The 13,779-nt window shown below is 42.7% G+C and carries 11 protein-coding genes and 6 pseudogenes; 9 read left to right on the top strand and 8 right to left on the bottom strand.

Annotated elements, in window-relative coordinates; genetic code table 11:
• Positions 1 to 20 precede the first annotated feature (20 nt).
• Positions 21 to 194: pseudogene (locus WIW72_RS06080) on the bottom strand (IS701 family transposase); the annotation flags it as partial.
• 145 nt (positions 195 to 339) lie between these two features.
• On the opposite strand from WIW72_RS06080, the pseudogene WIW72_RS06075 reads away from it, so the two are divergent.
• From WIW72_RS06075 to WIW72_RS06060, 4 genes and pseudogenes are all read left to right on the top strand, one after another.
• Positions 340 to 1,343 (top strand): annotated as a pseudogene (locus WIW72_RS06075) (ISH3 family transposase).
• Between the two features lie 39 nt (positions 1,344 to 1,382).
• A complete protein-coding gene (locus WIW72_RS06070) occupies positions 1,383 to 2,489 on the top strand; it encodes a transposase (protein ID WP_337721280.1) in 1,107 nt (368 codons plus the stop codon).
• A gap of 67 nt (positions 2,490 to 2,556) precedes the next feature.
• On the top strand, positions 2,557 to 2,769 hold the full coding sequence (locus WIW72_RS06065; protein WP_337721279.1) for a hypothetical protein: 213 nt from the start codon (positions 2,557 to 2,559) through the stop codon (positions 2,767 to 2,769).
• Positions 2,769 to 4,622 carry a carbamoyltransferase family protein gene (locus WIW72_RS06060; RefSeq protein WP_337721278.1) on the top strand — a complete coding sequence of 618 codons (1,854 nt, stop codon included), beginning with the start codon at positions 2,769 to 2,771 and terminating at the stop codon, positions 4,620 to 4,622. The genes WIW72_RS06065 and WIW72_RS06060 overlap by 1 nt, the downstream gene beginning before the upstream one ends.
• A 491-nt stretch (positions 4,623 to 5,113) precedes the next feature.
• Here WIW72_RS06060 and WIW72_RS06055 read toward each other — a convergent pair whose 3' ends face one another.
• The 3 genes and pseudogenes from WIW72_RS06055 to WIW72_RS06045 form a co-directional block, all read right to left on the bottom strand.
• Entirely contained in the window at positions 5,114 to 5,239 is a 126-nt protein-coding gene (locus WIW72_RS06055; RefSeq protein WP_443294877.1) for a hypothetical protein, read from the bottom strand.
• Positions 5,240 to 5,410: 171 nt separating this feature from the next.
• Positions 5,411 to 6,500: pseudogene (locus WIW72_RS06050) on the bottom strand (transposase).
• 190 nt (positions 6,501 to 6,690) lie between these two features.
• A complete protein-coding gene (locus tag WIW72_RS06045) occupies positions 6,691 to 7,704 on the bottom strand; it encodes a glycosyltransferase family 2 protein (RefSeq protein WP_337721277.1) in 1,014 nt (337 codons plus the stop codon).
• A 174-nt stretch (positions 7,705 to 7,878) separates the two neighbouring features.
• On the opposite strand from WIW72_RS06045, the pseudogene WIW72_RS06040 reads away from it, so the two are divergent.
• A pseudogene (locus WIW72_RS06040) lies at positions 7,879 to 7,980 on the top strand (FAD-binding protein); the annotation flags it as partial.
• 67 nt (positions 7,981 to 8,047) lie between these two features.
• On the opposite strand, the pseudogene WIW72_RS06035 reads toward WIW72_RS06040, so the two are convergent.
• Positions 8,048 to 8,196: pseudogene (locus WIW72_RS06035) on the bottom strand (IS256 family transposase); the annotation flags it as partial.
• A 196-nt stretch (positions 8,197 to 8,392) separates the two neighbouring features.
• On the opposite strand from WIW72_RS06035, the gene WIW72_RS06030 reads away from it, so the two are divergent.
• The 3 genes and pseudogenes from WIW72_RS06030 (at position 8,393) to WIW72_RS06020 (ending at position 9,367) form a co-directional block, all read left to right on the top strand.
• The gene (locus WIW72_RS06030) at positions 8,393 to 8,578 is read left to right on the top strand and encodes a hypothetical protein (protein WP_337721304.1); all 186 of its coding nucleotides are present in this window, start codon (positions 8,393 to 8,395) and stop codon (positions 8,576 to 8,578) included.
• A 40-nt stretch (positions 8,579 to 8,618) separates the two neighbouring features.
• Positions 8,619 to 8,799: pseudogene (locus WIW72_RS06025) on the top strand (IS200/IS605 family accessory protein TnpB-related protein); the annotation flags it as partial.
• Positions 8,800 to 8,848: 49 nt separating this feature from the next.
• The gene (locus WIW72_RS06020) at positions 8,849 to 9,367 is read left to right on the top strand and encodes a type 1 glutamine amidotransferase domain-containing protein (protein ID WP_337703102.1); all 519 of its coding nucleotides are present in this window, start codon (positions 8,849 to 8,851) and stop codon (positions 9,365 to 9,367) included.
• 36 nt (positions 9,368 to 9,403) lie between these two features.
• Here the strand turns inward: WIW72_RS06020 and kdgK are convergent, their stop codons facing one another.
• Both kdgK and WIW72_RS06010 read right to left on the bottom strand, forming a co-directional pair.
• Positions 9,404 to 10,342, bottom strand: coding sequence for a bifunctional 2-dehydro-3-deoxygluconokinase/2-dehydro-3-deoxygalactonokinase (gene kdgK / locus WIW72_RS06015; protein WP_337721276.1), 939 nt, complete (start codon positions 10,340 to 10,342; stop codon positions 9,404 to 9,406).
• A complete protein-coding gene (locus WIW72_RS06010; protein WP_337703097.1) occupies positions 10,335 to 11,216 on the bottom strand; it encodes a bifunctional 2-dehydro-3-deoxy-phosphogluconate/2-dehydro-3-deoxy-6-phosphogalactonate aldolase in 882 nt (293 codons plus the stop codon). Before WIW72_RS06010 ends, kdgK begins: the two co-directional genes overlap by 8 nt.
• 35 nt (positions 11,217 to 11,251) lie before the next feature.
• On the opposite strand from WIW72_RS06010, the gene WIW72_RS06005 reads away from it, so the two are divergent.
• Positions 11,252 to 12,073 (top strand): DMT family transporter, encoded by an 822-nt coding sequence (locus tag WIW72_RS06005; RefSeq protein ID WP_337721275.1) that lies wholly within the window; start codon positions 11,252 to 11,254, stop codon positions 12,071 to 12,073.
• 22 nt (positions 12,074 to 12,095) lie between these two features.
• Here the strand turns inward: WIW72_RS06005 and gapN are convergent, their stop codons facing one another.
• Complete coding sequence (gene gapN, locus WIW72_RS06000) at positions 12,096 to 13,619, bottom strand: NADP-dependent glyceraldehyde-3-phosphate dehydrogenase (RefSeq protein WP_337703093.1); 1,524 nt, start codon at positions 13,617 to 13,619, stop codon at positions 12,096 to 12,098.
• Positions 13,620 to 13,779 lie beyond the last annotated feature (160 nt).

The raw sequence follows: 13,779 nt of genomic DNA, 5'->3' as shown, positions 1-13,779 counted from the left end.
ATTACAGCAGTTATGGGACTTTAACGTAACTTAAAGATTTTCATCAGCCCAGGTGGTCCGCCTAAATAATGTTCAACAAACCTGAGGGACGCCTCCACGCTCCTCAGGTTCAGCTCCCCTATCAGCTCCCTGACAACGTTGGTCATGATGGTGAAGACCGTGAGGTACCCCTGAAGCCTCTCTCTCCTCCAGAACGGTAGACCCAAAATCATACTACAAAAATATTTCTGATAGGATAATATCTAATCCGTGAAAGATAAGGAAATTTATAAGAATGTAAAGAATTGAAGAAAGGGTTTAAGGTGAGGGAGATAGAATATTACCACGTGAGATAGGAAGATGGTAACACCGGGTCTCCCTCACCAAACATTCAACAAATAGGATATAAATTACTTTCCATGCTTTAAGGGAAAGAAAGGAGAAAAGGTAGCAAAAACCCTCATCTCCGCTTGTTTGTGGAACGATTCAGTAGAGAACAAGTCCAGAGCGTATGACGTATCCCCACAGACCGTGAGGAACTACGTAGAGAAACAAGGGATAGAAGTAATTGAAAAACTATTGGAAAATGTTAAGAAAATATCCTTAGAAGTACTGAAGGGAGTAAAGGAGGTAGACCTCTCGATTGACTGGACAACAAAGACGTGGTACGGGAAACCGGTGAAAGGACTCGGAAGTTCAGAGAAGGGAAGCTCGTGGAACTACGCAACTGCAACAACCAAATATAAGGGGAGAGTACTTTTACTTGCCTTTATTCCGCAAGTGAACGGTATGACTAAGGACGAGATAGTGAAGGCTCTTGTGGAGCAAGTTATTGCAATGGGGTTCAAGATAAGGTTGATAACTCTTGATGCTGGTTTCTACACTGTGGATGTGCTCAACTTCATTTCACAGTTTAAGTACATAGTTGCCGTCCCAGTTGGGGATGTGAAGGTTTATGAGGAGTTTGATGGCGATTACATGACTAATAGTAAGAGGCATAGGAAGGATAAGCAGGTCAAGTTCAGGCTCCTCGTGTACAGCAAGGAGAAGGTTAGGAGAAAGAAGAAGAGGCTTGTTTATTTTGCTAGGGCTACTAATCTAGATCTGTCCAAGAGGGAAGTGTTGGATTTGTACAATAAGGTGAGAGGTCCCATAGAGACCTCTTATATGAACACAAGGCTTTTCTTCCTTTTACTAGTTCTACTAAGTTTGTTTTCCGCATATTGATCTTCGTACTAGCCCTTGTACTCTACTCCTTATATACCGTAATCAAGGGGGTGGTGAGGAGAGAGGAGTTTAGATTATTATTAATTCTCAGCAGTTATGGGAATCTTAGGGAGGTAATACCAAGAAGTCGGTATTAGCGAGAAGTTTTTAATTTTAGACGTCTTCATACTGAAAAGATGTCAAACGGAAAAGGACAAATCGAGTTAGCTAAGGAGAGGTTGGTCAAGGCGGTCAACCAAGTTCTGGGCGTGATCAGGAGGAACGGGAGGAGCAAGAAGGTCGAGTTAGCACTAGTCCTCATGACCCTGCTAGGTGGTAGGGCCAGCGTGAAGAATGTTGCCGAGACGTTCGGGTTGGACTACGCGAACCTACTGGAGGCGTTGGGAGAACTCGAAGACGCGTGGAAGGACTACTTGAAGGTCCTGTCGGGGCTGGTGAAGGGTGAGGTTGTTGCCATCATAGACGACACCGTGGACCACAAGGAGTACTCCAGAGGAAAGGACGTGAGCCCCCACGGAAACTACTGGATCTACTGCCACGCCCACCGGAGGTTCGAGAGGGTCAAGCTCCTCACGGTCGCCATAGTGGACCTCTCCACGGGCAGGACGTTCATGGTGGGGGCTTTCCCCTACGCCGTGAGGAAGATGTTGGACTTGGGGATTGTCAACGAGTTCAAGACCAAGATCGACTTGGCCAAGGAGATGTTGGACGTACTCAAGGGGTACTTCCGCGTGTCCAGGGTAGTCTTCGACTCGTGGTACTGGTCTGAGAAGCTCGTGAAGGACAACGTGGTGTCTGAGCTCAAGTCCAACCGGAGGCTCCTCAGGGTCGAGTCGGCCCGGGGGACCCTCGAGGAGGTGGAGGGACACCTCCGAGTGGGAGACTTACCCCCCGGAGTCTACTACGCCGACCTAACCTTGGGAGCCCAAGTGATTACGGTAAAATTGTTAGTCCAAGAATATAAAGGTGACTCCGGTACACACGTTAGGTATCTCTACACGACTGATCTCTCGCTCAGCGAGGAGGAGATCGAGGAGGCATGGAGGATGAGGTGGGAGATCGAGAAGCTTCACAGGGACGTGAAGGCCTTGGGACTGGAGGACTCTTCGTTCTGGAGGAGAGAGAGGCTTCAGGGTTACCTCACGATCTTCACCATCATGACCAATGTTGTCAGGGAGCTGATAGGGGCTCTTAACCTGAGGAGCGTGGAGGCGTTCCTCAGGTTCGTTGAACGTTATTTAGGTGGACCGCCGGGGCTGATGAAAATCTTTAAGTTACGTTAAAGTCCCATAACTGCTGTGCTGTAAATTATTACCCTATGGTGTACATTACTATGAGTTCAGAATCAACATGATCAGGTTAAGACTTTATGAGGGATTAATAGAGCTCTATGGTACATTTAGGAGGATCATCGCCTCCAGAGCGTATGTAACATGCTTAGGTCTTGCCATAGAGGCTATTGAGAATGGTTATGAGCTATGGGAGGTGAGGCGGAGATTGCTCGAGATAGAGCTGGAGGCTAAGGCAAAGTATGGGAAGGTTTCGAGGGACTATGGTCATTAATGAGTACGGTAATCCTTATTTATCTGTTGTTTTATGATTATTCAATGACTGTTGTTGTTGGTTTTAATTGGCCTGTTGAGCATGATCATACGGTTGGTGTTATTGTTGATGGTGAGCTTGTCTTTGCGAGTGAGGAGGAGAGGTGGACAAGGCACAAACACTCAATAGGTGAACCACCAAGAAACGCCCTGAGGCAAGCCTTCCTCTTCCTGAGGAGGAAGTATGGGATAAAGCCAAGAGACATAGACGCATACGCAGTAAACTGGGACCCAAGGCTCATGGCATTGAGTGATAGAAATGAAAAGTGGATATATACCTTAGGGAACTTATTTGGTAAGGGTATTCGTCTTCGCTTGTTGAAGGGTAGTATCATTAGTAAGGGTCTTGGTGCTTTGAGGCTCGGTCTGCTTTATCTTCGCGGTGATTATCTTGATCTTGCTCGTAGGTTTGTTAGGTTTGTGATTTACTCCATTGGTGAGGATGCTCCTGAAAACATTAGGGTCATCCCCGTCCCTCACCACCTTGCCCATGCTGCCTCTGCCTACTACTTCAGTGGTTTTGATAATGCAACCGTCCTCACAGTCGATGGTTCTGGTGAGTTTGAGGCCACTGTTGTTTGGAGGGTGAGGGATGGTGAGTTTGAGAAGGTAGCCTCAATACCCACCGTCTATGGCTCACTTGGTTTTTCATATGAGGAGGTTAGTGTGAAGATTGGTTATGAATATCTTGAGGGCCCTGGTAAGGTTATGGGCCTCGCGCCTTATGGTAAAGCCAGCAAATACTACGAGAAGCTTAAGTCCTTCATAAGGTTTGATGATGGGGATTACCCGTTTAGGTTTGTTGTCCCTGGTAGGTGGAAGATCAAGGGCACTGTTGGTGATTATAGACAGCCCTATAAAATCATTGCCAACTCCCTCTATCCTGATGAGAGGGTTCCTTGGGATGTTCGTGGTGACCTTCATCCTGATGCTGTTGATCTTGCTTGGGCTGTTCAGTCCGTGACTGAGGAGACCATGCTTCACCTCGCTAGGTGGGCTAAGGAGAATGTTGGTGAGGATAGGCTTGCCTTAGCCGGTGGTGTTGCCTTGAATGCCAAGGCTAACATGGTTATTCACTACTCCAAAACCTTCAACGACATGTTCATATTCCCAGCAGCAAACGATGCCGGAGGTCCTATTGGTGCCGCTGCTTGGGTTTATGAGCACGTACTTGGCGGAAAAATGAAGAGACAGAGGCTCAAGACTGTTTACCTCGGTCCTGAGTATAGCGATGAGGATGTCAAGAAGGTGGTGGAAAGAGGAGGTTGGAACGCTAAGTATATTGGTGATGATATTAATGAGGTTGTTGACTTAATAGTCAAGGGCTTTGTTGTTACTTGGTATCAGGGTAGGGCTGAGCTTGGTCCTAGGGCCCTTGGTAACCGCTCAATAATTGCTGATCCGAGGAGAAAAGATATGTGGGGTATTGTGAATAGGATTAAGGGTCGTGAGTGGTGGAGACCACTCGCACCCTCGCTATTGGAGGAGGATGCTGGTAAGTACTTCATAGACCCGGTACCACACCAATTCATGATTTTGATGTACAAGTACAGACCGGACATATGTGAGGTTGTTCCGGTTGTTTGTCACGTTGACCAAACAGCGAGACCACAAACAGTAAACAAGGAAATAAACAAGACCTGGTACGAGCTCATAAAGGCATTCAAGGACGAGACGGGAGAAGGGATTATATTAAACACAAGTTTCAACTTGGCAGGAGAACCACTAGTCGAAACACCACAAGACGCGATCAAGAGCTTCGCATTCGGCGGCTTCAAAGCGCTCTACCTTCAGGGATGGCTAATACAAAAATAACCACTCATAGCCCACTTCCGTTAGCGCGCCTTTTATTTAAGTTAAGGAGCTTACTCCATAATTGATCAATGATCAGCATTAAATGCCACTCCATATGAAGTAAAACTTTTGCATAGAGCTCACGTATCGCTTAATTGAAGGGATTGGTACATGCTTAAGTATTGTGTTCGGTGTTTTTAGGAAAATGAACGACCTAATGAGGCGATATAATCCGCCGATATTAACATTAACTAGATATGCATTTGCATAGTTCTTTGCAAGAACCTTAAGTGAGTATATTGCATCGTCTGAGCCTGGTTTGATTGAATCTGTTTGAATGATTGAACTATTTTGCATAATCCTAACCGATCGAAGTTAGTAATTTTTGTATGCATATAAAATTCTTTGTTCACTATCAGGATTATTTGAAGCAACTGGACTAGGGCCTAAACGTAATAACCATTTAATCCCCTGCTTTATTGTAGAGTAATTATATCAGCAGTTATGGGACTTTAACGTAACTTAAAGATTTTCATCAGCCCCGACGATCCACCTAAATAACGTTCAACGAACCTGAGGAACGCCTCCACGCTCCTCAGGTTAAGCTCCCCCACCAGCTCCCTTACAACGTTGGTCATGATAGTGAAGATCGTGAGGTACCCCTGAAGCCTCTCTCCTCCACGGTAGACCCAAAATCACCTCCTTAATAATAAATCTATAGTGTAAATAAGTGTCTCTACTAGATTAATTGTAAAATTCTCCGGATTGAATAAATCGGGATATAAAAGAATTACAGCAGTTATGGGACTTTAACGTAACTTAAAGATTTTCATCAGCCCCGGCGGTCCACCTAAATAACGTTCAACGAACCTGAGGAACGCCTCCACGCTCCTCAGGTTAAGTGCCCCCACCAGCTCCCTAACGACGTTGGTCATGATGGTGAAGATCGTGAGGTAACCCTGAAGCCTCTCTCTCCTCCAGAACGAGGAGTCCTCCAGTCCAAGGGCCTTGACATCCCTGTGGAGCTCCTCGATCTCCCACCTCATCCTCCATACCTCCTCGACCTCCTCCTCACTGAGCGAGAGATCCGTCGTGTAGAGGTACTTCACGTGTGTCTCGGAGTCACCTTTATATTCCCGGATTAACAATTTTACTGTAACCACTCGGTCTCCCAGGGTCAGGTCGGCATAGTAGACTCCGGGGGTATCCCACTCGGAGGTGTCCCTCCACCTTCTCGAGGGTCCCCCGGGCCGACTCGACCCTGAGTTTGGTTGGACTTGAGCTCAGACACCACGTTGTCCGTCACGAGCTTCTCCGACCAGTACCACGAGTCGAAGACTACCTTGGACACGCGGAAGTACCCCTTGAGCACGTCCAACATCTCCTTGGCCAAGTCGATCTTGGTCTTGAACTCGGTGACCATCCCCAAGTCCAACATCTTCCTCACGGCGTAGGGGAAACCATGAACGCCCTGCCCGTGGAGAGATCCACTATGGCGACCGTGAGGAGCTTGACCCTCTCGAACCTCCGGTGGGCGTGGCAGTAGATCCAGTAGTTTCCGTGGGGGCTCACGTCCTTCCCCCGGGAGTACTCCTTGTGGTCCACGGTGTCGTCTATGATTACAGCTACCTCACCCTTCACCAGCCCCGACAGGACCTTCAAGTAGTCCCTCCACGCGTCTTCGAGTTCCTCCAACGCCTCCGGCAGGTTTGCGTAGTCCAACCCGAACGTCTCAGCAGCATTCTTCACGCTGGCCCTCCCACCTAGCAGGGTCATGAGGACTAGTGCTAACCCGACCTTCCTGCTCCTCCCGTTCCTCCTGATCACGCCCAGAACTTGGTTGACTGCCTTGACCAACCTCTCCTTAGCCAGTTCGACCTGTCCCTTCCGGTTTGACATTTTCATCTTTTCAGTGGGACGACGTCTAAAATTAAAAACTTCTCGCTAATACCGACTTCTTAGTATTACCTCCCTAAGATTCCCATAACTACTGTAGGCGAAATATTTTAAAAATTATAAATAAATCTTTTATTATATTTGTTTAGATTATATACTATAAAAATAATTGGATTATTTTAGATCATAAAGATCATATTGAATAATTATGTAATAATGCTTCCAATGCACTTCTTTGTTTTTCATAAACTTTTTTAATAAATCTAAGTCTAAGGTTAAAAGGTAATAGAGATGCAAAAACTAATCCCTTATGAGATCCTATATGTGAATTCTTTAATACTCTTAAATAGTCAGAGATCGTAGCTTTACATTCGCTCATTGGCTTCTTTGAAAGAAACTTATGTCTAACTTTAGACAAAGATACTTCATATTTATAAACCGATTTTATTTCATCATCTAGCATCGAATATACAGTTAGATGGTCTAAACAATAGTTATATGATCTATAAAATGAATTTTTTATGAAATTTTCTATCGAATCTAGTGTTCTCATAGAAGATGAGTAAGATAACCTGTATAATGTAAGATTCTTATTATCATAGTATATTGGATTTTTATACGCAAATCCAATGGTAAAGTAAAGGAGATCAACAGCTATTATCATTTTGTATAAATATTCTATCTTATTTAGCAATAATTCCTTCAGTATTGAAAATGTTGAGTTACTATGATATCCAAATTTATTACGTTTAAACATTCTCACGTAATTTTCTCCATCTTTTTTTGTTATAAGCAAAGGGTCTATTTTTTCTTCAAACTCTTTTTTGTAAATAATTTTTCCATTAAAGAAATATCTTATTCTATCTCTATATACGCTGAGATTTTTATCCTTAAAGTTCTCGTAAACCTCTTCTAACTTATTTCTTTCAAACATATCATCATCATCAAGAAAAGATATAATTCTTCCTTTAGCAACTTTTATTCCATCTATTACTTGCCTTCCCATATATAATTCGTTACTATAAATAAATTTTATTCTTTCTTTTTTACAAAATTCCTCTGCATCTCTAAAATTGGAAACAAAAATTATTTCATATTTATCATTAGGCAACGTTTGATTAAGTACGCTTTTTATCGCTTCCATATAGAAATCTTTTCTATTATAAGCAGTAATTATTACAGAGATTTCTACCATTATTATCCTCAAATTACTTAGAAAGAGCTTATCATATAAAATTATTCCTATCTTAATAGATACACTTTTTCTGAAGCTTATTAGTTAAACTATGATATCCTCGTACACGAGACATAACTGTAGCTATAGATTATTTATAAATAAATTGCTTAATTCCATTAATCTTTTTGTTCGTGGATCTACATTATACGCTATGCAAGAAAAATATATGATGTAGTAATTGTAGGGGCAGGAATTGCGGGGCTAAGCGCAGCCTTAACTACTTCAAGGCAAAGGACGTCAACTTTAGGGGCGATTCAGGGCTCCTTTGTAAATTATAATATATCTCTCGGTTTAGACTTATTCAATGAAGGAATTACTGAATATATTTGATCATATCATGAAGAAATAAGGGTTCTTGTAATATTATTACAAGGATGAGATAACAGGTTGAGAGGTTGTAGTTGAGGGATATGGCCGGGCGATCCGGAGTATCCTTCAGGGGGAATGGCACTTTCCGAACTCTCCAGGGTGGGATTGAAGGAGGTGATTTTGGGTCTACCGTTGTAGACGGTACCGTAGAGGCATATCTCCACCATTTACTTTAAAGGTAGATTAAAATAAAATAAAGCCTTTGAGAGGGGTAAGGTGGGTTGAATCCTTTTTCACGTTAATAGAGATCTTTTTATATCTGTTTATAACAAATTTTCGTTGGTATATGATAATCTCTCACACCGATGTGGGCTATGCCCAAAAGGGTGGGAGTGATTGCAGAGATGTGAGTCCCGTGCCGTTGGGCTCGAAGGAGTCCCATGACCCACCTACCGTTGAGTTTAGTAGGTGGCTGAGGACTAACTCCCTACACTCGATCATGAATGAACATAAAATGATTGAAATGAAAGTGTAGGGACAAACGGAACTTATAACGGTTTGATTAGACTATAGCTCTTTTAGAAAGGTATTCTATTGCCCCTCTTAACTTGGCAAGAAAGGTGGATGGGAGGGTGGTTGTGTTTCCCTCGACTAGCCCCAATGAGTTAAGGGTGACTGTGTATGATTCCTTAAGAGGGGTGCCCCGTGGTGGAATTAGAAGTAATTAAAAGTAAGGAAAAGTTACGCCACGGGTAAACACTAACAATTAATGTTATTAGTTTATATTGCCACAAATTATCACACTATGAAAGTACTCTTTATAGTAGGAGATGAATATGAGGATATTGAACTGTTATACTCGTTTTATAGAATTATAGAAGAGGGCTTCACTCCGGTTATTGCGGGTAAAGAAAAGGGAGGAAAGATAGTCGGTAAACACGGTTATACTGTAGTAGCGGATATCTCGTTTAAAGAGGTAAAGCCCGAAGAGTACTCAGCTCTGGTAATTCCAGGTGGTAGAGGTCCTGAGAGAATACGGACTTTGCCGGAGGTCAAGGAGTTAACGAGGAAATTCTTCGAATTGAAAAAACCCGTAGCCGCAATCTGTCACGGACCCCAAATCCTCATCTCCGCCGGAGTAATAAAGGGAAGAAAAGTCACTTCCGTGGCTTCGATTAAGGACGACGTGATCGCTGCTGGCGGAGAATACATAGACAGCCCAGTAGTTGAGGACGATAATCTAATATCATCGAGGCATCCAGGTGACCTACCCTATTTTGCATCAACGTTGATTAAGGCATTAAAGGGAAGAAAAATTAGTTAACCACCTATTTAGAATTCAACCTCTATTTCTTTTTTCTTATCTATTTTCGAACTCTCTCAAAAATTGTTCTATGTCAGTTGTCGAGGGTAAGTTCTCTTGATCTCCTCTTATCATAACGTTAAGTGTTGCCGCTACTATACCATAATCTAAAGCCTTTTCTAAAGTAAAACCTCTGTAATATAAAGACAGAAAAGTACCTCCTAAAGCGTCTCCAGCACCTACTACATCTTCGACCGGAACCGTATATCCGTGAGAGTAGTATTTCTTACCTTCGTAGTACAATGCAGCTCCTTTAGCTCCCATCTTCATTACCACTACATCAGCATAATTTAGGAATACTTTAGCTGCCTTATCGGGATCCGACTCGCCCAACACTATCTTTGAGTCGTCAGTATCTGTTATCAGGAAGTTCAGGTGGAATTGGTTAAGTATCCTCATTATCTCGTATCTCGCCTTATCAGGAGACCAAAGTTTAAGCCTTATGTTAGTGTCAAAGGATCTGGCTCTAGCAAAGTCAAAAGCCTTGTATACAGCCTCTTTAGCAGTGTCTGAAATAGCGAGGGTAATCCCAGAGGAGTGGACTATGTCAGCACTTCTGACATATTTTTCATCAACATCATTCGGGGAAAGTTTGCTCCCAGCACTCCCCTTTCTGTAATAAATCGAATCGCTCTTGTAAGGGACTGGATAGTGCCTTTGTATGAAAAATATCCCAGTAGGGCTTGAATCATCAATCTTTATCTGAGATACGTCTACACCTTTTCCTCTCAACCACTCTATGGCGTTGTACCCGAACTCGTCTTTCCCGACACGAGCTATAATACCGCACTCATTCCCTTGCCTTATGAACGCGATACAATAATTTGCCTCGCTACCCGCAACATGTTTTTCGAAATAGTTAACATGCCTCAGGGGACCGGGAGTAAATGAGTTAAACTGAATCAGAATTTCTCCCAGCGTGACCATTTTAGCCATAAATTCCACCAATAATATCTTCTAATTTTCTCTTTAAAGGTTCAACTTCGCTTTTCAACATTTTAACTTCATCGTCTGTTAAGGGATATATTGGGGGTCTAGGATAACCCACCTTATAACCTAACATTATCTCCACCATATAGTATGTTGCCGAGAGCTGCCCGTATTTCCTGATCGCGTCTAGTAGCATGTTAATCAACATCTGGACCTTGAGTGCTTCCTCCCTCTTTCCTTCTTTTATCAGCTTCCTCATAGCCGATATTATGTGGGGAGAATGGTTTGCAAAAGAGGCTACTGTACCGTCAAGTGACGATAAAGAATAGTAGATTAAGCTATCGGATCCATTAAAAACGATTAAATTAGGATTTACTATCTTGTATTCAAGTGTGTGAGCTAAGTCCTGCGTAGTGTCCTTTAGTCCTTTGAGCCCGTGGATCTTTCCCACTACTTTGGCTGATATATCATATCCAGTCGCCGCGGGATAATTATAAAGGAAGAAGTCGTGTTCACTCTTGCTTATAATGTCATTAAAATAATTGACCAGCCATTTCTCTGGAAGTCTCTGGAAGTAATAAGGAGAGTAAGATGCTACTCCCAAAATGTCGAGCTCCTTAGAATATTCGACAAGCTCAAAGACATCGTACAAATTAAGACCACCCACTTGAAATATTACCTTGTGTGTGACGTCATACACCGCCTTTAACGTTTCCTTCTTTTCCTCTTTAGAAAGAGCCGGTCCCAAACCTGTTGTTCCATTAAGAAAAATTACGTCTACACCGAGTTCTAAAAGCCTCTTCACGTGGTCTTTTAAGGCATTTATGTCCACTTTACCATCTTTCGTAAAGGGAGTAATGATAGGGACTACGACTTGCATAAATCATATTTATTAAGTTAGGATAAAAAGTCCTAATGAAACTATCGATAAACAAGTATTACCTGCTGCTGATTGCCGGTGGGATGAGCTTTGGTACCGCTTCTATTTTCATTAAATTATCGGCGATGTCACCTGGGAGTATAGCATTCCTTAGGTTCTTTATTGCAGGTCTCATCCTCACTTTAGGGAGGGTCGACCTTAAGAAAGTCGTGAGGTATTCGCCATTTGGATTACTACTAGCAATGCATATGGTGACCTTTATTATCAGTGTTTACTCGACAACGATAATCGATGCTACTGTTCTCGTCTCTACTTCCCCTTTTTTCGTAATTTTGTTATCACCTTTCTTAAAATTCAAGACAAACTTAAGGGATATAATTGCTGTCATCACCGGGTTTTTGGGAGTGGTATTAATGAACCTTCCTCTAAAGCCCGGTTTACTTTTCGGAAACGCCATTGCAATATTGTCAGCCTTTTTAATAGCCCTTTATACGGCTGGACTGAGTAAAGTCAAAGACGAGCCGATAACCTTAACTTCTTCTATATATATTTCTTCTTCAATATTTACACTTCCGTTTTTCCTAATTCAGGGACTTGGCACAGTTACCATAACTTCCGTCCTAGCACTATTAGGTTTAATCACATTACCTACCTTGCTGGGTCATACGTCTATAATAGTAGCCTCTGGGAAGGTCAAACCTCAACATATCGAGACGATAGGGCTGTTAGAGCCAGTAGTCGCAACATTATTGGCTATCCCTATATTCGGTCAGATACCGACTGTCTTCGAAATCTCTGGGGGAATGTTAGCGATACTATCGATACTTATAGTCGTGACGAGTGCAGAGAAGAGGTAGAACACTGAGTATCTTCGTTTATTCACAAATACTCCCATATTCCCTTTCCTTTGTAGTTATATACCACTGTTTTATAAGCCGTCACATATTCAATAGTGTATCCTATACCTTCTCTCCCTATCCCGGAATCCTTTCTCCCGCCAAAGGGGAAGTAACCTATACCATGCTTGGGGTACTCGTTTATGTAAACCGCACCTACTTCGAGCATTCTTACTGCCTTTCTTATCTTATTTATGTCATTTCCGAACAATGCTGCGTCTAGTCCGTACCTCCTACCGTTAGATAACTCTATTGCCTCTTCTATATTGCTTACTTGAGTGAGTACAGCGATTGATAGAAATACCTCTTTCTTGTACAAGTACAAGTCCTTTACTTTCGATTTATCGATTTCAATAAGCGTCGGCTCAATATAAGTGGCGCCCAGTCTTTTTCCTCCGTAAAGTATAACTCCTCCTTTGCTTACGGCGTCTTTTACGGCAAACTCGAATTCGTCTACGGTCTTAGGGTCAATCACAGGCCCCATAGTGACTCCGTCTTGTCTCGGGTCTCCTACTTTCACCTTCCTTAACTCCTCTACTAAATTCTCCTTTAGTTTATCGTATATTGGTTCTTCCGCAAATACGAACTTTATCGAGTCACATCTCTGCCCGGAATAGCTCGTTATACCGGTGACTATTTTCTGGGCTGAAACTTTCGGATCAGCGTCAGCCATAACTAACGCAGAATCGCCACCTCCGAGTTCCATAACGTATTGCTTTATTCCACCTATTTTCATTACTTGCTCCCCAGTCTCGGTACTTCCCGTGAGTGAAATAACACCTATCCTTTTGTCCTGAACTATCTTGTCCATTTCTTTGCCCGGTATAGTGATTACCGCTAAAGCCTCTTTCGGAAAACCTGCCATCTCTGCAAGTTTTGCGAACATTATCGCCGGTAGGGGAGTGGCACTGGCTGGTTTAAGAATAAAGGCGTTTCCTGCTACGGTCGAGTATACGAACTTGTTTACCACGTCGAAAAGAGGGTAATTAAAGGGGGTAATGGCTAACACTATACCTAAAGGCTCCCTTCTCACTATTGCCTCAGCCTCCAAACTTTCGGTACTCCAGTCACCCGGGACGTACTCACCGTATAGTTTTCTCACGTCTAAGTCAGCCCTCTCTAACCTCTCGATAGCTGCATTAACTTCGCCATTTGCAGCTGAAGGGGTCTTTCCGTTACCGATTACTAACACGTTCACAAAGTCCTGCCTGAACTTTTCCAGTAAAGAAGCCAGTGTGTGAAAAACCTTTAATCTCTTCTCCCCTGGCATATCCCTTATTTCCCACCTGCCCTTCCTATAAAGCGTCTGTAAAGCCATGTCAACCATTTCATAGTTTAACTTTGGGACTTTTACATAAACCTCTAAGTCTATGGGAGATTTTACTTCTTCTAAATCTTTCGTTGATGTCCAGATTCCAGCTATATACGTCTTAAAGGAAAGCACCTCATCTGAGTTTACTGTATATATCTCTCTAAGTTCATCTGAAAGCTCTCTGAGTTTTGCCATAAGATATATTTATTCATTGTTCATTTAAATCATTTTTTCAGTCCTCTGGTATAGAAATTAAAATCTCAAATTATCATTCATGAATCGTTCAAATTATTTTAAGCAATTAGAAATTGTTCACCTTCAAACCATGATTAGATACCAAGGATTTATAAACTAC

This window comes from Stygiolobus sp. CP859M (assembly GCF_037389975.1).
Lineage (GTDB): Archaea > Thermoproteota > Thermoprotei_A > Sulfolobales > Sulfolobaceae > Stygiolobus.
Note: the sequence above shows the minus strand (reverse complement) of the source record. Positions and strands in the feature narration are given on the sequence as shown.